Origin of the sequence: Fenollaria massiliensis (genome assembly GCF_023347705.1) — a bacterium.
GTDB classification, from domain to species: domain Bacteria; phylum Bacillota; class Clostridia; order Tissierellales; family Peptoniphilaceae; genus Fenollaria; species Fenollaria massiliensis.
In genome coordinates this window covers 625,318-647,862 of sequence record NZ_CP096649.1, presented here as the reverse complement: position 1 = coordinate 647,862, position 22,545 = coordinate 625,318, and the positions used below count along the sequence as shown (strand labels likewise).

Annotated in this window: 30 protein-coding genes and 1 other annotated feature; all 30 genes read right to left on the bottom strand. The window is 33.4% G+C overall.

The genetic code is table 11. The features are described from left to right. Positions 1-10 precede the first annotated feature (10 nt). Entirely contained in the window at positions 11-250 is a 240-nt protein-coding gene (locus M1R53_RS03350) for a DUF1292 domain-containing protein (protein WP_106017915.1), read from the bottom strand. After that, positions 240-671: a Holliday junction resolvase RuvX gene (gene ruvX, locus M1R53_RS03345; RefSeq protein ID WP_249243066.1), complete on the bottom strand. Its 432-nt coding sequence runs from the start codon at positions 669-671 to the stop codon at positions 240-242. Before ruvX ends, M1R53_RS03350 begins: the two co-directional genes overlap by 11 nt. Before the next feature lie 41 nt (positions 672-712). Beyond that, positions 713-964 carry an IreB family regulatory phosphoprotein gene (locus tag M1R53_RS03340; protein ID WP_019214720.1) on the bottom strand — a complete coding sequence of 84 codons (252 nt, stop codon included), beginning with the start codon at positions 962-964 and terminating at the stop codon, positions 713-715. Between the two features lie 66 nt (positions 965-1,030). After that, entirely contained in the window at positions 1,031-3,664 is a 2,634-nt protein-coding gene (gene alaS, locus M1R53_RS03335) for an alanine--tRNA ligase (RefSeq protein ID WP_249243065.1), read from the bottom strand. 10 nt (positions 3,665-3,674) lie between these two features. Next, on the bottom strand, positions 3,675-4,883 hold the full coding sequence (locus tag M1R53_RS03330; protein ID WP_083304633.1) for an AI-2E family transporter: 1,209 nt from the start codon (positions 4,881-4,883) through the stop codon (positions 3,675-3,677). A gap of 4 nt (positions 4,884-4,887) precedes the next feature. Further along, a complete protein-coding gene (nifU, locus tag M1R53_RS03325; protein WP_249243064.1) occupies positions 4,888-5,337 on the bottom strand; it encodes a Fe-S cluster assembly scaffold protein NifU in 450 nt (149 codons plus the stop codon). After that, positions 5,337-6,524: a cysteine desulfurase NifS gene (gene nifS, locus M1R53_RS03320; RefSeq protein WP_249243063.1), complete on the bottom strand. Its 1,188-nt coding sequence runs from the start codon at positions 6,522-6,524 to the stop codon at positions 5,337-5,339. The genes nifU and nifS overlap by 1 nt, the downstream gene beginning before the upstream one ends. Positions 6,525-7,019: 495 nt before the next feature. Continuing rightward, a complete protein-coding gene (locus M1R53_RS03315; protein ID WP_249243062.1) occupies positions 7,020-7,289 on the bottom strand; it encodes a hypothetical protein in 270 nt (89 codons plus the stop codon). A gap of 47 nt (positions 7,290-7,336) precedes the next feature. Next, on the bottom strand, positions 7,337-7,906 hold the full coding sequence (locus tag M1R53_RS03310; RefSeq protein ID WP_249243061.1) for an HD domain-containing protein: 570 nt from the start codon (positions 7,904-7,906) through the stop codon (positions 7,337-7,339). Positions 7,907-7,921: 15 nt separating this feature from the next. Then, complete coding sequence (locus M1R53_RS03305; RefSeq protein ID WP_249243060.1) at positions 7,922-8,434, bottom strand: hypothetical protein; 513 nt, start codon at positions 8,432-8,434, stop codon at positions 7,922-7,924. A gap of 129 nt (positions 8,435-8,563) precedes the next feature. After that, entirely contained in the window at positions 8,564-9,517 is a 954-nt protein-coding gene (locus M1R53_RS03300; RefSeq protein ID WP_019214715.1) for an L-threonine 3-dehydrogenase, read from the bottom strand. Between the two features lie 9 nt (positions 9,518-9,526). Continuing rightward, positions 9,527-9,907 (bottom strand): RidA family protein, encoded by a 381-nt coding sequence (locus M1R53_RS03295; RefSeq protein ID WP_019214714.1) that lies wholly within the window; start codon positions 9,905-9,907, stop codon positions 9,527-9,529. A gap of 2 nt (positions 9,908-9,909) precedes the next feature. Next, positions 9,910-10,251, bottom strand: coding sequence for a ribosome silencing factor (gene rsfS, locus M1R53_RS03290; RefSeq protein WP_070598725.1), 342 nt, complete (start codon positions 10,249-10,251; stop codon positions 9,910-9,912). 3 nt (positions 10,252-10,254) lie between these two features. After that, complete coding sequence (gene yqeK / locus M1R53_RS03285) at positions 10,255-10,830, bottom strand: bis(5'-nucleosyl)-tetraphosphatase (symmetrical) YqeK (protein ID WP_249243059.1); 576 nt, start codon at positions 10,828-10,830, stop codon at positions 10,255-10,257. Further along, on the bottom strand, positions 10,823-11,413 hold the full coding sequence (gene nadD / locus M1R53_RS03280; RefSeq protein ID WP_249243058.1) for a nicotinate (nicotinamide) nucleotide adenylyltransferase: 591 nt from the start codon (positions 11,411-11,413) through the stop codon (positions 10,823-10,825). Before nadD ends, yqeK begins: the two co-directional genes overlap by 8 nt. Beyond that, positions 11,403-11,696 (bottom strand): YhbY family RNA-binding protein, encoded by a 294-nt coding sequence (locus tag M1R53_RS03275; protein ID WP_083304631.1) that lies wholly within the window; start codon positions 11,694-11,696, stop codon positions 11,403-11,405. Before M1R53_RS03275 ends, nadD begins: the two co-directional genes overlap by 11 nt. Positions 11,697-11,704: 8 nt before the next feature. After that, positions 11,705-12,964, bottom strand: a complete 1,260-nt coding sequence (gene obgE, locus M1R53_RS03270; RefSeq protein WP_249243192.1) for a GTPase ObgE — start codon at positions 12,962-12,964, stop codon at positions 11,705-11,707. Between the two features lie 55 nt (positions 12,965-13,019). Then, positions 13,020-13,310: a 50S ribosomal protein L27 gene (gene rpmA, locus M1R53_RS03265; protein WP_019214708.1), complete on the bottom strand. Its 291-nt coding sequence runs from the start codon at positions 13,308-13,310 to the stop codon at positions 13,020-13,022. Next, positions 13,304-13,666 (bottom strand): ribosomal-processing cysteine protease Prp, encoded by a 363-nt coding sequence (locus M1R53_RS03260; protein WP_019214707.1) that lies wholly within the window; start codon positions 13,664-13,666, stop codon positions 13,304-13,306. Before M1R53_RS03260 ends, rpmA begins: the two co-directional genes overlap by 7 nt. Positions 13,667-13,668: 2 nt before the next feature. Then, the gene (gene rplU, locus M1R53_RS03255) at positions 13,669-13,980 is read right to left on the bottom strand and encodes a 50S ribosomal protein L21 (protein WP_019214706.1); all 312 of its coding nucleotides are present in this window, start codon (positions 13,978-13,980) and stop codon (positions 13,669-13,671) included. An 11-nt stretch (positions 13,981-13,991) separates the two neighbouring features. Then, positions 13,992-14,057, bottom strand: a sequence feature (ribosomal protein L21 leader region). Between the two features lie 53 nt (positions 14,058-14,110). Further along, positions 14,111-16,186: a type I DNA topoisomerase gene (gene topA / locus M1R53_RS03250; RefSeq protein WP_249243057.1), complete on the bottom strand. Its 2,076-nt coding sequence runs from the start codon at positions 16,184-16,186 to the stop codon at positions 14,111-14,113. Positions 16,187-16,192: 6 nt separating this feature from the next. Further along, on the bottom strand, positions 16,193-17,275 hold the full coding sequence (gene dprA, locus M1R53_RS03245; RefSeq protein ID WP_249243056.1) for a DNA-processing protein DprA: 1,083 nt from the start codon (positions 17,273-17,275) through the stop codon (positions 16,193-16,195). 1 nt (position 17,276) lies between these two features. After that, positions 17,277-18,803, bottom strand: a complete 1,527-nt coding sequence (locus M1R53_RS03240) for a YifB family Mg chelatase-like AAA ATPase (RefSeq protein WP_249243055.1) — start codon at positions 18,801-18,803, stop codon at positions 17,277-17,279. A 2-nt stretch (positions 18,804-18,805) separates the two neighbouring features. Further along, complete coding sequence (locus M1R53_RS03235; RefSeq protein ID WP_249243054.1) at positions 18,806-19,186, bottom strand: YraN family protein; 381 nt, start codon at positions 19,184-19,186, stop codon at positions 18,806-18,808. Then, positions 19,173-19,799 (bottom strand): ribonuclease HII, encoded by a 627-nt coding sequence (gene rnhB / locus M1R53_RS03230; protein WP_249243053.1) that lies wholly within the window; start codon positions 19,797-19,799, stop codon positions 19,173-19,175. Before rnhB ends, M1R53_RS03235 begins: the two co-directional genes overlap by 14 nt. Further along, complete coding sequence (gene ylqF / locus M1R53_RS03225) at positions 19,792-20,631, bottom strand: ribosome biogenesis GTPase YlqF (protein ID WP_106017927.1); 840 nt, start codon at positions 20,629-20,631, stop codon at positions 19,792-19,794. Before ylqF ends, rnhB begins: the two co-directional genes overlap by 8 nt. A 107-nt stretch (positions 20,632-20,738) precedes the next feature. Next, positions 20,739-21,086, bottom strand: coding sequence for a 50S ribosomal protein L19 (gene rplS, locus M1R53_RS03220; RefSeq protein ID WP_249243052.1), 348 nt, complete (start codon positions 21,084-21,086; stop codon positions 20,739-20,741). Position 21,087: 1 nt separating this feature from the next. Then, on the bottom strand, positions 21,088-21,816 hold the full coding sequence (gene trmD, locus M1R53_RS03215) for a tRNA (guanosine(37)-N1)-methyltransferase TrmD (protein ID WP_487317988.1): 729 nt from the start codon (positions 21,814-21,816) through the stop codon (positions 21,088-21,090). Then, entirely contained in the window at positions 21,816-22,304 is a 489-nt protein-coding gene (gene rimM, locus M1R53_RS03210) for a ribosome maturation factor RimM (protein WP_249243050.1), read from the bottom strand. Before rimM ends, trmD begins: the two co-directional genes overlap by 1 nt. Positions 22,305-22,307: 3 nt before the next feature. After that, a complete protein-coding gene (locus M1R53_RS03205) occupies positions 22,308-22,535 on the bottom strand; it encodes a KH domain-containing protein (protein WP_019214697.1) in 228 nt (75 codons plus the stop codon). Positions 22,536-22,545 lie beyond the last annotated feature (10 nt).

Below are 22,545 nucleotides of genomic sequence, written 5' to 3'. Positions count from 1 at the left end.
TCCTCCTTTATTAATTTGTTTTATCTAATTCTTCATAAGCTTCTTGAGCTTCTCTTAGCTCCTCATCGTCTAAGCCTATGAATACTAAATTTCCTTCTTTATCTTCAGTATACTTCATTATATAGTAGTCTTCATCTTCTTCTGTTTCATACATTACTATATACTTTTCAGTATCTATCTCAAATGTAGCTTCTACGATAAATTCTATCTCTTTTCCGTTATCGTCATGAAGCAATATTTTATTCTCCATTTTTTCCCCTTTGCATATCTAAATATGTTCTCAAAATATAATTCGCAGCGATTGAGTCAACATACTTTTTTCTGTTTTCTCTGCGCACATTCGTATCAATTAAAACTCTTGTCGCACTAACTGTAGTTAGTCTCTCATCAACATAGACAATTTCAATATTTTCTATGTTTTTTCTCATAAAATCCATGTACTTTTTTACTTTTTTTGCTTGTGGTCCAAGGCTTCCATCCATGTTCTTAGGAAGGCCAACAACTAAAGTTTTTACGCCGTACTGATCAATGATTTCCTTTAATTTGTCTCTATCTTCTAATTTTGAAGTTCTAAAAATTGTGTTTAGTGTTGTGACAATGATTTGCAATTCATCTGAAATCGCAAGACCAACTGTTTTATCGCCAACATCTAAAGCTAAAATTCTTTCCATAATTTCACCTAAAAATAATAGGGGTTATAAGCCCCTATTAATCATTTCAAATAATCAACGAGTATTGCCTCCAAAAGCTCATCTCTTTCCATTTGTATAATCATCGATCTGGCATCGTTGTAGCTTGTTATATATGTCGGATCGCCTGATAAGATATATCCTATAATTTGGTTGATAGGATTGTATCCTTTAGCTTCTAGAGCTTCACAAACTTTATTTAATATTTCTTTTGGTGATTGAACTGTTTCCTTTTGAATATTAAATTTCATTGTCTCATCAAATTTCTTATCCATACTATCACCTCTACCTATAGTATATCATAAAAGAGCGAAGTCTTCAATGATTATTTCTTATAATAATTAGCCTAATATCTCTTTTAATTTTTCTTCAGCCCTTTTTTCAAAATCTTTAAGCTTATCTGAGTTGCCGCCACCAGCTTGAGCCATGTCATCTCTTCCGCCGCCCTTAGCATCTAGTAATGGAGCGATGTTTTTCATCAAGATGTTTGCTGTAACTACCTTGCTTACAATATCTTTTGTAAGTGTTATGATAAATGATGTTTTACCTCCGATATCAGCAGCTACCATAACAATACCTGATTTAACTTTATCTTTAAGCTTGTCACCTGCTTGTCTTAATTCGTTCATGTTGCCAGCATCAATCACACTAATTATATAATTGATACCGTTAATATTTTTCACTTCACTATCAAGATTTTTAAGCTCTGCATTTTGTATCTTGTTCTTTAAATCTTTTATTTCTTTTTCTCTATCTTTTAAATCTGTAATTGTTTGTTCAGCCTTATTAATAAGGTCATCTTTATTAGTTTTAAATGTTTCGCTAAGCTTATCTAATTCAGCCTCATTATCATTTAAGTATTTATATGTGTTTCTGCCTGTTAAAGCTTCGATTCTCCTAACACCTGCTGCTATACCAGTTTCTTGAACTATCTTAAATATTCCTACTTCGGAAGTATTTTTAACATGAGTACCACCGCATAATTCCATTGAGAAATCGCCAACTTTAACTACTCTTACAAAATCGCCGTATTTGTCTTCAAATAGACCTGTTGCGCCCATCTTTTTGGATTCTTCTAAGCTAACTACTGATGTATCAACGTCTATAGCATCAAAAATGCTTTCATTAACAATGTTTTCAACTTGTTTTATTTCTTCAGCAGTCATTGCTTGGAAGTGTGTAAAGTCAAATCTAAGTCTTGTTGGGCTAACTAAGGAACCTGCTTGATTAACGTGAGTGCCTAAAACCATCTTTAAAGCTTTGTGTAATAAGTGAGTTGCAGTATGGTTCTTGCGTGTATCTTGTCTAAGCTTGTAATCAATCTCAGCGTCTAGCTTATCGCCAGTTTTTAATTCGCCTTTTTCTACTTCAACTTCGTGAAGCACAAGTCCAGTCTTAGTCTTCTTTGTATCGATTACCCTTAAAGTAGCCTTATCATTTTTAAGCGTACCGACGTCACCAACTTGTCCACCTGATTGACCGTAGAAAGGTGTTTTATCAAGTATAACTATGGCTTTGTCGCCTTCCTTTATTGAGTCAACAAGATTCTTATCCTTAACTATAGCGTTTACCTTAGCATCATCATTAACATTGAATTCATAGCCGATAAATTCATTCTTATAATTTTCATAAATATCAAGATTTAGGTCACTATTCCAGCCAGAGTCTTCTATATGAGCATTTTCTTTTGCTCTAAGCTTTTGCTCTTGCATGTTCTTGTTGAACTCATCTTCATCTACAGAAATTCCATTTTCTTCAAGAATTTCCTTAGTTATATCAAATGGGAAGCCATAAGTATCATATAGAATGAAAGCTTTTTCGCCGGAAAGACTCTTCTTTCCTTCTTTTTTAAGCTCATCAATGTATGAGTTTAATATGTTCATACCTTGATTGATAGTTTCTTCAAATTTAGCTTCTTCAGCGCTTATAATCTTGATTATAGTGTCTTTATTTTGAGCAAGTTCTGTATAGTGATATGACCAGCCATCGATAACTTTTTGAACAAGATCAGCTAAGAATGGTCTGTCTATGCCAAGAAGCTTGCCGTGTCTGATCGCACGTCTGATTATCTTTCTAAGTACATAACCTCTTGACTCGTTTGATGGTATAATACCGTCTGAAACCATAAATGTCATGCTTCTTACGTGGTCAGCGATTATTCTTATAGATATGTCGTCTTTTTCATTTTCTTTATATTTTTTATTTGAAAGTCTTTCAATCTCTTCAATAATGCTTCTAATTTCTTTAATATCGAAGATTGAGTGAACACCTTGCATAACGCATGCCATTCTTTCAAGACCCATGCCAGTATCTATGTTAGGATGGCTTAGCGGTTCATATTCATCTTTTGATTTTCTATCAAATTGAGTAAATACTAGGTTCCAAACTTCTATAAGTCTTTCATTTTCTACTCCGTCATCAAAGTTTTTTAATGTGCCGTAGCTTTCTCCTCTATCGTAGAAAATTTCAGTACATGGACCTGATGGACCTGTCTCTAGCTCCCAGAAGTTATCCTCTTTGCCGAGTCTCACTAATCTCTTTGGATCTTGACCTTCTTTTACCCATAAATCAAAGGCTTCGTCGTCATCCTTAAATACTGTGATCCATAGCTTTTCAGGTTCTATTTCAAATTTTTCTGTAAGTAAAGTCCATGCCCAATGAATTGCTTCTTTTTTGAAATAATCTCCAAAAGAGAAGTTTCCAAGCATTTCAAAGAAAGTTCCGTGTCTATCAGTTTTACCAACGTTATCAATATCGCCAGTTCTGATACACTTTTGGCAAGTAGTCATCCTCTTCGATGGAGCACTTAATTCGCCTGTAAAGAACTTTTTAAGTGGTGCCATACCAGCACCTATTAATAATAATGATTTATCATCCTTTGGTATTAGCGAAAAACTTTTTTCAGCTAAGTGACCTTGATTTTTAAAGAAATTTAAGTATTCATCTCTTATTTGGTCTAAAGATAAATTTTTCATGTATACACCTCTAATTATTTTTATTTACAATATACTCATTATACACCGTTTTTATAACAAGTGCAATAGGTACAGCTAGTATCATACCTAAAAATCCGAATAGTGACGCTCCTAATACTAAAAGGAATAAAACAACTATTGGATGAAAGCCAGTTTCTTCTGATAATATCTTTGGTCCGACTATGTTATTTTCTACCCATTGAAGGAATAAATACATAATAAGTATCCAAAGTGCTTTTATTGGACTTTCTATAAAACCAAAAACAAAGGCTGGCACTAAACCCATAAGTGGTCCGACATAAGGAATTATGTCAGCAACACAAGTAATTATACCTATAACAAAAGAAAATTCAACCCCTAAGATAAGAAGCATTATAAATGTTGCAAATCCAACGAAAATTGCCATCTTAATCTTGCCAATGACATACTTAGTCATATCATCATGAATGTTTGAGAATAGTCTTAGTAGTCTCTCTTTTTTAGATTCTGGTAAAAGTCCTTTGAATCTATTCTTTATTTGCTCTTTGTCTTTTAAAAAGTAAAAAGCAAATATTGGTGTTAGCACCAAAGAAAATACAAAACTCATAACATTCTTAGCAGAAGCAAGTAAAAAATTGCCCGCGTTGGCTGTTTGTGTTTTATAAATTTTTGATAAATTATCAACTATAAGCTTATTATCAAGATTTATTCCTTTAAGAATTTCATATTGACTTAAAAATTCATTGATTGATTTAAGCGTTTGTTCATAATACTCTGGGAATTTAATTATCAGATTTTTGATATCAGAAATAGTCTTAGGAAATACTGTGAATCCTAAGATTAAAAATATAAGAACAACTATTAGAAAAACAGTTAAAATCGCAAGAGTCTCCGAAATCTTAAGTCTTTTACGCACGCTTTTCACCATAGGGTTTAAAAAGTACGCAAGCATTGCCGCGACTAGTATAGATAGTGTTACCGTTCTTACCATAAGGAAGCTCTTGTATATGTATATGAAGAAAAGCACCGCCAAAACTGCTATAATAAATTTTATGATTACAGTTTTAGAAAATATAAGTCTTTCGCCGTCTTCAACGTGTCTGTTACCTATATTAATAAGATAATATATGCCCAAAGCTAATATTATTATTTGCAAACCAAGGAGGATACCATTTAAGGCTCCTCCTTGATTTATCAAACTAATAATGTTCTCGTTACTTGTACTTGTTAATAAGTTCATCTTTTTAGTCTAGTTCTACATGATCGTGGTCATGTAAATCATCTTTTGGTGGTTCGTAATTTTCAAGACCTTTTACCTTGTGACCAGACTTTTGTTGGTAGTCATAAAGTGCTGCCTTGATAGCTTCTTCAGCAAGTACTGAGCAGTGCATCTTAATTGGTGGTAGTCCATCCAAATTTTCAGCAACTTCCTTGTTAGATAGGTTTATAGCATCATTTATTGACTTTCCTTTAATAAGTTCTGTAGCCATTGATGATGATGCGATAGCTGTACCGCAGCCATAAGTCTTAAACTTAACATCTGTAATTATATCGTTTTCATCTATCTTAAGGTACATCCTCATGATGTCGCCGCACTTTGCGTTACCAACTTCGCCAACACCACTTGGGTTTTCCATCTCTCCTACATTTCTTGGATGCATGAAGTGATCCATAACTTTTTCAGAATATAACATTATATTTCTCCTTTCGCAATAGCCTCATCATATAGAGGAGACATTTGTCTTAATCTTTCTATAATCTTTACAAGACTATCTACAACGTAGTCTACATCTTCATCAGTGATTTCTTCTGAGAATGTTAATCTTAAAGAACCGTGAGCAATTTCGTGTGGTAAGCCTATAGCAAGTAATACATGTGATGGATCAAGTGAACCTGATGCACATGCAGAACCTGTTGAGCCAGCTATGCCAGAAGCGTCAAGCATTAGTAGAAGAGCTTCGCCTTCAACGTACTTAAAGCAGAATGAAGCGTTTCCTGGTAATCTCTTGCTTTCGTCCTTGCTTCCATTATATAGTGTATATGGAATTTTTTCCATAATTTCTTTAACTAATCTATCTCTTTTATCTCTTAGATAATTATTGTGCTTATCAAAATTGTCATATAATAATTCTATAGCTTTTGCAAGACCGATGATTTCAGCAGTGTTTTCAGTTCCTGCTCTTCTCTTTCTTTCTTGTCCACCACCATGAATTAAATTGTCAATATTAACACCTTTTCTGATGTATAAAGCACCTATGCCTTTTGGTCCATAAAGTTTATGTCCTGATAAACTCATCATGTCAACACCTAAGTCTTGAACGTCTATCCTAACATTACCAACTGCTTGAACAGCGTCTGTATGGAAGAAGACATTGTGCTTATGAGCTATAGCAGCAGCTTCTTTGATTGGCTCAATAGTTCCTATCTCATTATTTGCAAACATTATACTAATAAGTATAGTATCTTCTCTTATAGCGTTTTCAAGCTCTTTAAGATCAATAAAACCGTCTGAATCAACGCTTAGGTATGTTATTTCAAAACCTTCCTTTTCAAGGAATTTGCATGTGTTAAGTATAGCTGGGTGCTCAATCTTTGTTGTAATTATGTGTCTACCTTTGTCCTTGTACTTAAAAGCACATCCCTTTAAAGCCCAGTTGTCTGATTCTGAGCCACAGCTTGTAAAATATATTTCATCTGCCTTGCAGTTAAAGTATGATGCAATCTTGTCTCTTGCTTCTACCACATCCTTCTTTACATCAGTTGCTAGTGAGTAAAGACTTGATGCGTTGAAGTACTTTTCTCCATAATATGGAAGCATAGCATCTATAACTTCTTTTCTAACTCTTGTTGTTGCAGCATTATCCAAATAAATAAAGCCCATCATAATCCCCCTTTTATAAAATCATACAAAAATAAAAAATCCCTATTTTATTTTTATATGTATATGTATGTGATAATAAAATTATTTATGTAATATGATTGGCCTGTAATATGTATATGTTTATATTCAATTGTATTTATATTATATTATATATAATATTTTTTGTCAAGCCGCACGAAATTTTTTTCTCAAGTATAAAAATTTACAATATTAAAAGCCTCAATATATGCTTATAATTATAAATTAATTTATTTTAAGCTTCTGATTCATTATACCCAAATCATTATTTAAAATAACAAAAAAGATGGGCTAGCATAAAATATCTACCCATCTTTCTAATTTATTATTCTTAATAATTTTTATTTCAATTTGCCATCGCTATCTACTTTTCCAAGCACATGTGCTCCTTTTGTATCGAATTTAAATTTAAGATAATCTCCCTCGCTAATCTCTTTGTATAGCTCTTCATCTATCTCATATGGATAAATAGATATATCATCTAAGAAAAGTATAACCATTGTCTTTATTTATAGATGTTCTTGTAAAAGAATCAAACTCATCATGATAATCTGGCGCAGTTTCAGGATTTTTTATTTCATAATAATAGTATAAATAATTTTCGTAAAGAAAATCTCTGCACGAGTCTAAATATTCTTCGACATAGGATTTAACTTGTTCTTTAAAATCTTCTTCGCCCTCAAAGCTAAATAAATCAAATATTCTTTTTGCATCTTCTACGTATATTACTATATATTTTTTATCCATAATTTCCTCCCAAATCAATTTTTTATAATACTTATATATTTTTTGAATTATTTACCCCATATTTCTGATAATATTGATTTATATTCATTCATAAGCTCATTTGTAAATAAATGTTTATGCTCTGAAAATATTTCGTAAAATGAATTGTAATACCAATATTGCTCATTAATATCTTTCTCATTAAAATCATTAAACATATTATTTAGTCCAAATTTATTGTACAAAGACAAAAGATCTCTCATGTTGGCAAGTTTATCAGCAAAAGTTACCATAAGTACATTTTCACCTAATAAAGGAGTTTCATCCGCCTTTTTCAGCTCTTCAATTTGCTTTGTTTTTCTATCTTTCCAAGATAATGATTTATCTTCTGACTCTGCCTTAACTCCTTGAATTACTCTATCTGGAAAATCTTTCAAATCACTTAGTTCATATTCAGTATCTTCTACAAGGTCGTGAAGCCAGCCGATTGCAAGTATTTCTTCATCATCTGTTAGCTTCTTTAGTATATTATTTACTCCAATTAGATGAGTGATAAATGGCTCTCTTGAAGTTTTTCTCTTTTGCTTTGAATGAGCTTTTTCAGCAAGCGCCTTTGCATTTAATTCTATACTACTCACTGGGCACCTCCAAGATTAATCTAAATTATCTTTATTTCTCCACAAATCTTCTAGATAACTTTCTATTAAAGATTCTTGAAGCTCATCACCTTCATAACAAGATTGCGGGAATTCATCAAGTTCATAAATATCATCAATGCTAAGCTCTATGCACTTATCGTTCATATTAGGCTTTAATGTTGCATTATATAGCATAGCGCCAGAGCCAATTTCGTAATCTCTAATCTCAAGTTTTATCTCTTCAATGTCAAAATCTTCAAATATTTTATAGCACTCTTTTGCGAATTTTTCATCTTTATCTGTTAAAAGCCACAAATTTCCTTTAAAGTCGCCTCTTCCATACGCGCCAAAAGATATTGAATTAACGCTTCCAAAGGCTGAAACACTAGCTTGATTCATGCATGAAATTTCACTAAGAACATTTTTAAATCGCTTAGTGAATTCACCCATTTCTTTCTTGTCTTTAATTTCTTTTCCTTTTTTAAATTTTAATACTACTGATCCAAATGCATTTGATATATTTCCCATCTTAATCCTCCTTTGTAAATTGACTTTATTTCCTATACTATTTTTATATAATAAGTCCAGTAAAAAATAAAGCTTTATCATGCATAAAAAACAGAGTGATCTCTCACTCTGCTTTGTAAATTTTATTAACTATTTTAATTTTTCTTTTAGCTTTTCAAGCATGTCTTTACTCATTGTGTCAAGGTCATACTCAGGCTTCCAGCCCCATTCTGCCCTTGCACAGCTATCGTCTAATGAGTTTGGCCATGAATCTGCAATTGCTTGTCTAACTGGGTCAACATTGTATGTCATAGTAAATTCAGGCATGAATTTTTGTATTGACTTTTTAATTTCTTCTGGTTCAAAGCTCATTGCAGCGATGTTAAATGCATTTCTGTGTATTAGTTTTGATCCGTCAGCTTCAATAAGTTGAATTACTGCGTTCAAAGCATCTGGCATATACATCATATCCATGTATGTACCTTCTTTGATGAAGCATTCGTATGAACCTTTTTTAATTGCATCATAATAGATATCAACAGCATAGTCAGTTGTTCCTCCGCCTGGAAGTGTATCGTACGAGATGATGCCAGGGAATCTAACTCCTCTTGTGTCAACACCAAATCTTAAGTGATAGTAATCGCAAAGGTTTTCTCCAGCTACCTTAGTTACACCGTACATAGATGTTGGTCTTTGTAGTGTTGTTTGAGGTGTTTTATCCTTTGGTGTATCTGGTCCAAAGCAAGCGATTGAACTTGGTGTAAATACTTGACATTCATTTTCTCTAGCAACTTCAAGAACGTTGAATAAACCGCCCATGTTTATTTGCCAGCACTTTTGTGGCACTTTTTCACCAACTGCTGAAAGAAGTGCTGCTAAGTGAACTATAGTGTTTACTTTGTATTTATCGGCTACTTCTTTAATTCTATTGCCATCTGTAACGTCGATTAATTCGAATGGACCTGCATCGATGATGTCTTTTCTTTCAGGTAATTCTCTAACATCTGATACAATAACATTGTGGTCGCCATATTCTTTTCTAAATCTCTTTACAAGTTCAGAACCGATTTGTCCTAAAGCTCCAGTAACTAATACTTTTCTCATTTCTTCCTCCTATTTGTATGCAATTGCTTCTATTTCGATAAGCCCATTCTTAGGTAGAGTTGATACCTCTACGCAAGATCTTGCAGGTTTATGACTTGAGAAGTATTTTTCGTAAACGCCATTAACTTTTGAAAAATCTTTCATATCTTTTACAAAGATAGTTGTCTTAACTACATCTTCTAATGTAAAGCCAGCTTCGTTTAGAATTGCTTCAACATTTTTAATTGATTGTTCAGTAGCTTTTTCAATATCATCAGAGATTAATTCTCCTGTTTCAGGATTTATTGGTAATTGTCCTGATGTGAAACAAAATCTTTCAAAAGCAATCGCTTGAGAATATGGTCCTACAGCACCTGGTGCTTTTTTAGTGTCTACAGTTTTTAGACTCATGGTTATTCCTCACTTTCTATTTCTAAATTTTTCCATAATCTTTCAAGATTATAGTACTCTCTGTCATCACTTAAAAATATGTGAACGATTATGTCTTCATAATCCATAATTATCCAATTGCTTGTTACCTTTCCTTCAACGCGTCTTGGCAAAATTCCTTGCACAGCAAGTTTTTCGTCTACCTCGTCCATGATTGACTCAGCTTGTGATTTATTATTGGCTGAACAGATTACAAAATAATCAGCAATAGAGCTTTTTTCTCCTATAAATATAGTATCAATATCAAAGCCCTTCTTAGCTTCAATTGCATTTTGAATTATTTCTAATTTCTCTTTAATTTCCAAAAATTATTCTCCTTTCAATTCCAATAATAAAGAATTTCTTGTTTTTAATGATTGTGGATGAACATATAAACCCTCTTCTAATAAATAGCATAGGTTATAGTTAACTGCTTCATACGCCGCTTTTGATAGGCCTTCATATTTAAACTCTCTAAGCTTTTCAGCCATAGCATAAGTCCTTAAAGGTTCTGCAAAATCTGCGTAAAACACAATTTTTTCTAAATCGCTCATATTTTCTCTTCCAAGAGCGTGATTTTTTATTGCTAAAAGTATTTCCTCATCTTTTATTCCGTACTCATCTCTTGCTATATAGTATCCAAGTAAAGCATGAAGTACTTTTATTGTGTGACTTAAATCACCACTAATTATTATATCAAATTCTTTTGCCTTTTGCAATATCTTATCAGTATCTTTATATTTTGCACAGTCGTGTAAAAGTCCTGCAACCCTTGCTTTTTCTTCATCTACGCCGTAATATTTTGCAAGTTCAACAGAAAAATTCATAACTGATAAAGAATGCTCATACCTTGACTCTTTTACTTCACTTTTAAGTTTTTCTTTAAACTTTTCAATATCATACATATAAGTTCTCATCCTTTATAAACTTTTCTACCTCATCAGTGACAAGATATTTAATTGACTTTCCTTCTTTAATCATCTCGCGTATCATGCTTGATGATATCTCTACTCTTTTGTTATTTAATACTTTTATATCTGCTCCATACTTTTCTTTGTACTCATTAATCTTCATCTCAATGGCCTCATCTTCGTCATCTCTTCTTAGTACTAGTATTTTATATTTTTTAAGTATTTCATCTATTTTGTACCACCAATCAAGATTCATAAGACTGTCTGAGCCTATAAGTATAGTGATGTCATCATCACTAAGCTTTGAAATTTTTTGAAGTATTAAATAAAGTTTGCCCTCTAAGTTATATTTTTTCTCTATGCTTGAGTAGGCAAATTTATCATTATCCTTTATCGCCATCTTTAACATTTTAAGTCTTGTATCAAAATCAAGTGTATCCTTATAATATGGATTCATAGTTGGGATAAAGACTACTTTGTCAAAGCCCTCTTCATTGATTGAGTTTTCAGCCAAGATTAAATGTCCATTGTGAATGGGATTAAATGTGCCGCCAAAAATAAGTATCTTATTTTTCATCTTGTAAAAGTCTAGGTCTTTTTAATGACTCTCTATAAATTACAAATATTGAGCCAATTTGTTGAACAAATTCACAGTTTAACTCTTCCATAAGAAAAGCTTGTGCTTCTTTAACATCTTCTGATGAATTATTTAAAACTCTAATTTTAACAATTTCATTCTTTTCTAAATAATCATCGATTTGATTGATAAATTCAGCCGAAATACCATCCTTACCTATTTGAAATGTTGCTTTTAAATTTTGTGCGATTGATTTTAATTTTGCTCTTTCTTTTCCTGTCATAATATCACCTAACTATAATAATCAAACTCAAAGCCGCATACATCGACTGTATCTGAGTCTTCTAGTCCAAGCTCTCTAAGTTCATCCATGATGCCTTCTTTTTCAAGGAATCTTTGGAAATATCTTAGCGAATCTATATTATCTGCATAAACGCCAGCTAAAACGTTTTCTACCTTAGTTCCTTCAACGAAATAAATGCCATTTGATTTATATACATGAACTGGAATATCTGTATCTTCTTTAATGTATACAGTATCATCAAATGTTTCGTTAACATTTCTTGGCATGTCTTTAATGATGTCATATAGCTTATACTTAAGCATCTCAACGCCTTCAAGTGTTGCGCTGCTTGTAATAACGCTATCGTAGCCCATCTGTTTAAACTCATTTTGAAGCTTTTCTAGCTCTTCTTTTTCATAAACTAAATCAGCCTTATTTAATACGACTAATTGCTTTTTATCTTTTAATTTTTCATTATATGAAAATAATTCTTCATTTATCTTTTTAAAATCTTCAATCGGATTTTCTCTTTCAGATCTTGATGCATCAACGACGTGAGCAAGTACGTTAGTCCTTTCTATATGCTTTAAAAAGCTATGGCCAAGTCCAAGTCCTTCGTGTGCGCCCTCAATAAGTCCTGGGATGTCGGCTGCAACAAAGCTGTTGTTATCCTTTGTTGTAACTACTCCAAGATTTGGCTCAAGTGTTGTAAAGTGATAGTTAGCAATCTTTGGTTTTGCTCTTGAAATCACCGATAAAAGTGACGATTTACCTACGTTTGGGTAGCCTATGAAGCCAACGTCTGCTATAAGCTTTAACTCAAGTATTACTTTTATCTCTTCACCTTTTTTACCTGGCTCTGCAAATGTTGGTGCCTGCCTTACAGAGTTTTTGAATTTCGCATTACCTCTGCCGCCTCTGCCGCCTTTAGCTATGATGACTTCGTCGCCATCATTTTTTAAGTCCATAATAAGTCCCTTTGAATTAAACTCCTTAACAAGTGTTCCAACAGGAACCTTAAGTATCATGTCCTCGCCATCTTTACCATATTGCAATTTATTCTTGCCGTTTTCGCCATTATCAGCCTTAAATATTCTTTTATGTTTAAAATCTATAAGCGTTCTCATATTTGAGTCAGCTTTTAAAATTATGGATGCTCCCTTGCCTCCATCGCCACCGTATGGTCCTCCAGCAGGTTCAAACTTTTCTCTTCTCCAGCCAACCATGCCGTCGCCGCCCTTGCCAGCTTTTAGTTCTAAAACTACCATGTCTAACACATTATCACCACCTTAAAAAAAGGAACCGTGTACCGGTTCCTTCAAACTATGCTAAAACTTCTTTTGGATATACACTTACTTGTTTTCTTTTCTTGTCTTTTCTTTCGAATTTAACAACGCCATCAATCATAGCAAAAAGTGTATCGTCTTTTCCTCTACCGACATTATTACCGGGATGAATCTTTGTTCCTCTTTGTCTTACTAGAATGTTACCTGATAGAACGAATTGGCCGTCTCCACGCTTTGTTCCAAGCATTTTTGGCTTACTATCTCTACCGTTTTTTGAAGAACCAAGTCCCTTTTTAGAGGAGAATAATTGTAAATTAATTTTTAACATTTCTTTACCTCCTTCACATATAAAGCTACTCTATCAGAGTATTCCTTATATATATTTTTAACGCTTAGTAATAAAGACCTAAGTAGTATCTGACTTATGTAGTCCTTGTCAGGATCATCTGTCTTATACTTAAAATTTAATTTAACCTCGTCTTTATCTTCATCTTCATAAATTTCCACGAAATATTCTTCGTTTTCATTTAATCCTGCTATTTCTTCTAAAGAATTGACTGTCGATATTGAAAGTGCTGAAAGACTCGCACAAACTATGCCATCTTCATGTGCGTAATTTGCATGTCCATCAAATTCAAATTCTAATATCTTGCCATCCTTTTCGAAAAAAGTTACTGTAGTCATAACTAAGCTTCGATCTTAGTTACTTCTAGTCTTGTAAATGGTTGTCTGTGACCTTTTTTCTTTCTTTCGTTCTTTTTAGGTTTATATTTGAAAACGATAATCTTTTTAGATTTACCTTGTTTCAAAACTTTGCAAGTAACCTTAGCACCTTCAACGTAAGGTTTACCTACTTTGTTATCCCCATCATTAGAGACGAAAAGCACATTTTCTAAGCTAATTTCGTCGCCTTCGTTAGCTTCTAACTTTTCTACGTGGATTACATCGTTTTCTTTAACCATGTATTGCTTTCCACCTGTTTCTACTATTGCGTACAAGTCTAATACCTCCTCTAATTTAGTCTCGCCATTATTGGTGATTAACTTAAAACCAATTCTGTGCGGTTTACCTAACTATTATATCAGAAATGATGAAAATGTCAAGCTTTTTTTCAATATTTTTTATATTTTAGCTTTTTTTCTTCTCAATCACTTCTTCGAAGCCGCAATTTGGGCACGTAATAACGTTTTCTTTGCTTTTTCTTTTTATTGTTCTATACTTTCCACACTTAGGACATGGTTTTGAATAAACTTCATCAAAGGTAGCAAAATCACAGTTTGGATAGTTTGAGCAGCCATAAAAAATTCTGCCTGTCTTTGATTTTTTCTTTATAATGTCGTGACCGCACTTAGGGCACACAGCTCCAGTCTTTTCAACGATTGCTTCTGTGTATTTGCACTCAGGAAAACCTGAGCAGCCAAGGAACTTGCCATACCTCGATCTCTTTATAAGCATAGGTCTTCCGCATAATTTACATTTTACGTCGCTCACTTCGTCTTTAAGTTCATAATCTTTAGCTTCTTTTTCAGCTTTTTCTACATCTTTGATAAAATCTTTATAAAAACTAGCTATAACGTCCTTCCACTCAAGCTTGCCAACTGATATATCATCAAGTTTGCTCTCAAGATAAGCAGTAAATTTTGCATCGACTATAGACTTGAAGTTATCTTCCAAAAGTTTTGTTACTGATATACCAAGTTCAGTCGGTATAAACATTTTCTTCTCTATCTCGATATAATTACGATTAATTAGCGTAGATATAGTTGGTGAGTAAGTACTTGGTCTACCTATACCAAGCTCTTCAAGTGCCTTTATCAAAGTTGCTTCTGTATAATAACTCTTAGGCTGAGTAAATTTTTTCTCGCCTTCAATTTTTTCTAAATCAACTTTATCATTTGCTTTAAGCTTGACATCTTTTTTCTCGTCAAATTTTTCATAAGAAGATACTTTTAAGAAACCATCAAATTTTAAGCTCTTATAATTTGCTCTAAATATATATTTACCTGAGGCAAAATCTATTGTCAAGGTATCAAATTTTGCGCTCGCCATTTGTGTCATTAGAAATCTTTGCCAGATTAATCTATAAAGTTTTAATTCATCTTGTGATAAATATTTTGAAATTTCGCTCGGATTTATATTTATATTAACAGGTCTAATTGCTTCATGCGCGTCTTGTGCGTTTTTTGACTGCTTATGTGCATAATTATTCTTCTTGTAATATTCTTTGCCAAATTTACTAATTATATAGCTTTGAGCAGCGCCGCATGCCTCGTCAGAAAGCCTTGTTGAGTCTGTTCTCATGTATGTGATAAGACCAGTTTGCGAGCCCTTGCCTATGTTTATACCTTCATAAAGGCTTTGAGCGACCTTCATTGTTTTTGATGAAGAGAAATTTAATATCCTCGATGCATCTTGTTGAAGCGTACTTGTTGTATATGGCGGACTTGGCATTCTTGATGAAAGAGATTTTTTAACGCTTTCACAAATGTGTTCAGAAGCCTTTATCTCTTTAACTATGGCATTCTTTTCTTTTACGTTATGAACATCAAGTTTATTAACTTTGCCATTGCCATCCATTGTGCCTACAAATTTTGCTTCGTACTCTTCATTTCCATGCTTATATAAAGCTTTTAAGTTCCAGTATTCTTCATGAACAAAGGCATCTATTTCTCTTTTTCTGTCAACAATAAGTTTAAGCGCACTCGATTGCACTCTACCTGCTGATAAGCCAGATCTTATCTTCTTCCAAAGGATAGGGCTTATCTTGTAACCAACAATTCTATCTAGAACTCTTCTTGCTTGCTGAGCATCAACTAAGTCCATGTCAATGCTTCTAGGCTCAATTATAGCCTTAGTTACAGCATTTTTTGTTATTTCGTGAAACTCAATTCTATCAAGATCTTTAAGATCTATACCCAATATGTAGGCTAAGTGATAGCTAATTGCCTCTCCCTCTCTATCGGGGTCGGTTGCAAGATAAACTCTATCAGCTTTTTTAGCTAGATCTTTAAGCTCATTAATAACAGGTCCTTTTCCTCGTATATTAATATATTCTGGTTCAAAATTATTTTCTACATCAATCGCAAACCTACTTTTAGGTAGGTCTCTTAAATGTCCCTTCGAAGCTATAATCTTATAAGTCTTTGGCAAAAACTTAGATATGGTCTTTGCCTTCGTTGGGGACTCAACTATAATTAAATCCATCTTTCATCACCTTCTGTTCGCATAGTATGTTCTTTGTCCTTGACTTGTTATTACTCCCTTTAGCTCAAGTATAGTTAGTAGAGCCGATAAGGATGCGCTATCAAGTCCTGCTTTTGCGAGTATTATCTCATAATTTACATCGCCATTTTTTATTATATCATAAACTTTTCTTTCATCTTCACTTAAATCTAAATTTTCTTTGTTCATGCTAATGGAATTGTCCACAAGACCACTAGTTTCAATTAGGTCATCTGCATTTGTGTATATGCCTGCTCCATCCCTAATAAGCATGTTGCAACCCTCACTATTAGCCGAGAAAATGTTTCCTGGCACAGCATAAACATCTCTTCCTTGTTCAAGAGCAAGTCTCGCTGTAATTAGTGAGCCGCTTCTTTTTTGCGCTTCGACAACTATAACTAATCTTGATAAAGCGCTTATAATTCTATTTCTAACTGGAAAATTAAATTTAAGCGGCTGCTCACCAAGAGGAAACTCTGAGATGACTGCTCCGTGATCAGCAATTTCAGAATAAAGTCTTTCATTTCTCCTTGGATATATCTGGTCAATGCCATTGCCAATGACGGCTATAGTTCTGTTAGCATTCTCAAGGGCTGTTTGATGAGCGATTGAGTCAATGCCAAGCGCAAGACCTGATATTATACAAATCTTTTTCATAGATAAATCTCGAGCAATCTCTTTACAAGCGAGCTGACCATAGCTTGTGGATTTTCTTGCGCCGACTATGGCTACTGAGTTTGAGTCGTCATCTATAATCTTTCCTTTGTAAAACAATAAATATGGTGGATCATCTATAAAAAGTAATCTGCTTGGAAAATCTTTATCGAGAAAAGTCATAAAATCAGCGTCAATCTTATCAAGCTTTTCCTTGATTCTATATACTATAGCTTCTTTATCATCATTAAGAATTTTATTTATAATATTATCAGAAAATAAATTTAACTTTTTTAATGAAGCTCTATCCATATTCATAATATTAGTTAGCTCAATATTTAGATCAAACAAACTAAATACTGCGGCTCTATCAGCGTAAATGCTGTTTAAATACAAAAGTATATCTCTAGTATCCATCTTATCTCCAGTATTTTTTATCTAAAGTTCTGTATTGAATTGCTTCAAGCACATGCTTTTCTAAAACTAAGTCGCTGTCAGCTAAATCGGCTATAGTTCTAGCAAGTTTAAGTATTTTATTATAGCTTCTAGCGCTAAAATTAAATTTCTTAAAAGCAAATTCCATAATTTCTTGAGCTTTTTCATCAAGTTTGATATATTTTTTAATCATTTTATTTGTTAGCTCTGAATTTGAAATGATTCCTTCGTTTTTATATCTTTCAAGCTGTCTTTTTCTTGCCCTGTTAACCCTCTTTCGAATAGTTTCAGATGATTCGCACTCAGTTTTTGAGCTTAGTTCATCGTATTTAACAGGTTTTACTTCGATATGAATATCTATTCTATCAAGTAAGGGGCTAGAAATTTTACCTAAATATCTATCGATTTGACTTTGAGTGCAAGTGCATTGATGAGTTTCATCGCCATAGTAACCACATGGACATGGATTCATTGAAGCAACAAACATAAACTTGGATGGATATTTAAAAGTTGCGTTAACACGTGAAACTGTTACTTCGCCATCTTCAATCGGCTGTCTTAATACTTCTAAAACTTTTCTAGGAAATTCTGGCAACTCATCTAAGAATAAAACGCCGTGATGTGCAAGTGAGACCTCGCCTGGTTTTGGTATTCTTCCTCCGCCTATCAAGGCAACATCTGATGATGTGTGATGAGGTGACCTAAACGGTCTTCTCTTTACAAGACCTTCGTCTTTTAATAAGCCTGATATAGAGTAAATTTTAGTAATCTCTATAGCTTCTTCAAAAGTTAAATCAGGTAGTATTGTTGCAAGTCTTCTTGCAGCCATGGTCTTACCTGAACCTGGTGGGCCTATGATAAGCATATTGTGTCCACCAGCGGCAGCTATCTCCATCGCTCTCTTAAGGCCTTCTTGACCCTTCATATCTGAAAAATCTACACTATCATCAACTGTATTTATAATTTCTTCTTCTTCATTCTTATAAGGCTCTATCACAGCTTGACCATTAAGATAGTCAACCACTTCCCTTAAATTTTTCACAGGAATTATCTCTATATCTTCAACTATTGCGCATTCTTTTTTATTAGCATCAGGTACTATACATTTTTTAACATTCAAATCGCGCATAGATATAAGCATTGGTAGAGCACCTTGAACAGAATTTACTGTGCCATCAAGAGCAAGCTCACCTATAATGACCATATCATCTGTATCTTGATTGTCAATATCACCATTAGCAAGTAAAATACCTACGGCGATGGCAAGGTCCATCTGAGAACCCTCTTTCTTTTCATTAGCTGGCGCTAAATTGATGGTAATCCTCTTGATTGGAAACTCTATATCTGAGTTTTTTACTGCCGTTCTAACTCTTTCTTTGGACTCTTTTATTGCGGTATCAGCAAGTCCAACGATATTAAATTGTGGTAAGCCACTTGATAAGTCGCTCTCAACATTAATTATCCTTGCGTTCAAGCCTTGTAAAACACAAGTATTTACTTTAGAATACATCTTCAATCTCCTATCCAAAATGCGTTTTTAATATGCTTTATTTTATTCGTAGAAAAATTTACTTCAATAACATCAAATCTTGGCTGATAATTTAAGTTTTGATGCTCATACAAATAATACTCGGCAGTTTTGATTATCTTCTTTTGCTTGGATTTAGTAACTGCCTCCATGGGCCTACCGTAGTCCATCTTGTTTCTTGCCTTAACTTCAACAAAAATTAGATACTCATCGTCTCTTGCAATTATGTCAATCTCGCCATCTCTTACTTGATAGTTTTGATCGAGTATAAAGTAGCCTTCATTTTGAAGAAATTCTTTAGCCTCTTCTTCGCCAAATCTCCCTTTTTTTCTATTGTCTTTTCTATTAAAATTATTTTGCATCATTATTACCCAAAAGATTTCTCAAAAAAGTTTTTCTATGTAGCGGCGTTGGACCGTATTTTAAAATGGCCTCTCTATGCTTTTTAGTGCCATAGCCCTTATTATTCTCAAGGTCATACTCTGGATACTTCTGTGCTAAATAAGTAATCTCAGCGTCTCTTAAAACTTTTGCAACAATACTTGCCGCAGCTATAGTAAATACAGTAGCATCGCCATGGACAATAGCTCTTTGCTCTATATCTACCTTAATTTTTTCTGCGTCAATCAAAATTATATCAGGCGTAACTTTATTATTCATCTTGTCATGAAAATCCTCTACTGCCCTTTGCATAGCTAGATGAGTTGCTTCTTTGATGTTTATTTCATCAATTTCCTCAGGACTCGCCTTGCCAATACCAATGCCGATAGCATTTTTAACAAGCTCTTTATAAAGTTTTTCTCTCTTTTTTTGACTGAGTTTTTTAGAATCATTAACTTCTTCCATAAAAAAGTCCTTGTCAAAAGCTATGGCGCAAGCAAGTACATCTCCAAAAAAGGGGCCTCTACCTACTTCATCTATGCCTAGTACAATTTTGTGACCTTCATCAAAAAGTTTGTTTTCATAATCTTTATTCATCTAATGGCTCCTCAAGCGAAATTCTTCCTAAAAGTCCATTTCTAAACTCATCTACTAATATATTTATGGCTTTGTATACATCAAGTTCATTGCCCTTAAGTATAAAGCCTCTGTTTTTCGCTATCTCTTCAAGTATTTCAAGCTCTGTAGCGTCTTCATTCACCTTGTATCTCGCATTAAGCGCACCGCTATAATGCTCTTTTAGAAATTTAATTAAAGCGATGGCTATATCGTCTTTATTAAGTATCTCATCTTTGATTGAGCCGATGAAGGCAAGGTTCAAGCCTATCTCTTGGCTTTCGAATTTTGGCCATAAAACGCCTGGTGTATCCAGCAGCATAAAGTCATTATCTACCTTGATCCATTGATTTTTCTTCGTTACACCTGGTTTATTGCCTGTCTTTAGGCTCTTTCTATTGTTCATTAAATTAATAAAAGTAGACTTGCCAACATTTGGTATACCGACAACCATGGCCTTGATAGGTCCGAAGTGCTCTCTTTGTTTATGCTCCTCATGATATTTATCAACCTCCTTGCGCGATAAGTCAATAATTTTCTTCACGTTTGATTTATTTTTCGCGTTAAACTCAATGCACTTTGCGTCCTTAAAATGAGCTATCCACTTCTTATTCACTTTATCGTCTGCTAAGTCAGCTTTATTTAATAATATTATTTTAGCTTTATTTTCTGTAATTTCTTTAATTATTGGGTTAGTGCTCGACATAGGCGCTCTTGCATCTATTAGCTCTATAACTATATCGACTAACTTTGACATCTCTAGTAAAGACTCTCTGGTCTTTTTCATGTGTCCAGGGTACCAATTTATGTTCATAACATACACCTTCCTAACTATCTTCTATATTATCACAAAAAATAGTCAATGTAAATAAATATTGCAAAGAAAAAAGACACTCTTCATATAGAATGTCTTTAACTTAATTAAAATGATTGTTTTTCTTTAACTTTAGCAGACTTACCAACTCTGTCTCTTAAGTAATAAAGTTTAGCTCTTCTAACTCTACCTTTTCTTACAAGAACGATTTTGTCAATTCTTGGAGAGTGTAGTAAGAATGTTCTTTCAACACCAATACCATAAGACAATCTTCTTACTGTAAATGTTTCTTTAGCTCCGCCGTTTTGTCTCTTAATTACAGTACCTTCGTACACTTGGATTCTTTCACGTGTACCTTCTACAACTTTATAGTGTACTTGAATAGTATCACCTACATGAAATTGAGGAATGTTGTCTTTTAATTGTTGTGCTTCAAGCATCTTTATATAGTCCATCTTAGTCCTCCTTCTTTAGTTTATTTAAAATTTCTCTCAAATTTTTCATTTCCTTTTTATCTAGCTTAGCAAAATCAAGTAAATCTATCCTGTTTCTAACAGTTGCCTTAAATGACTCAATGAGTCTAAAGTCATCAACATCTTGATGGTTTCCGCTAAGTAATACTTCTGGAACCTTGTCCCCGTCCAAATCATAAGGTCTGGTATACTGAGGATATTCTAAAAAATTTGACATGTGAGTTTCGTCTGAATACGAATCTTCTTTTATTACTGAATCAACTAACCTCGATATAGTATCTATGATTACCATAGCGGGTAGTTCACCACCAGTCAATACATAATCCCCAATAGATAGCTCTTCATCGACATAGTTTTTGATGATCCTCTCATCTAAACCTTCGTAGTGCCCACAAAGAATTGTTATCTCGTCAAGTTTTGAATATTCTTTAGCCAAGTCTTGATTGAATAATTTGCCCTTTGGTGAAAGATAGATAAGCCTTTTTGGCTTAATGTCTTCTAAGCAGTTCTTAAGAACATCAGCTCTTAAAAGCATGCCGCTGCCGCCGCCATAAGGGTAATCATCAACTTTATTGTGCTTGTCCTTAGAATAATCTCTAAAATTAATAAGATTGATCTCTATAAGTTCATTATCTATAGCTCTTTTGATTATACTAAAATCAGTAAGTGCTGTAAACATCTCAGGAAATAGCGTTAAGACGTTAAACTTTATCATAAGATACCTTCTATGAGTTTGACTTTGATCTTTTTATTTTTCAAGTCAAGTTCTTTGATAAAGGCTTTAACAAAAGGAATAAGTGCTTCCTTTCCGTCATGATCAATAACAAGCACATGATTTGCGCCAGTTTCCATGACATCTTTAACAGTGCCAATAAATTCGTTAGCCTCACTATATACTTCCATGGCTATAAGCTCATGAATATAGTACTCGCCTTCATTTAGTGAAGGCATTTGGGCTTTATCAATAAAAGTATCCTTATCAATAAGTCTTTTGACATCATCAATATAATCAAAGCCCTTTAACTTAAGTACAATAAATTTTGAAGCTATCTTTTGACTTATAATCTCAAGCTCTTCTCCATCGACATAGATTTTTTTGTACTCTTTGAAACCATTTAAATCATCTGTGTATGGAAAGATTTTTACCTCTCCATTTAAGCCATGGCTAGAGACAATCTTTGCTATCTTAATAAGATCCAAGATTTATTCCCTTATTTCTAAATTAATTCTTCTTGAGTCTTTAAGAGTAGCTCCAGCAATAAGTCTGATTGCTTTAACAACCTTACCGCCTTTACCAATAACTCTGCCTATATCATCTGGATTTACATATAGATCAATGTTGACCTCGTTTGCTGATTCATTAACTGTAACTTTAACATCGTCTTTGTTATCAACAATAGATTTTGCTAAAAATTCAACTAATTCTTTCATATTAACCCCC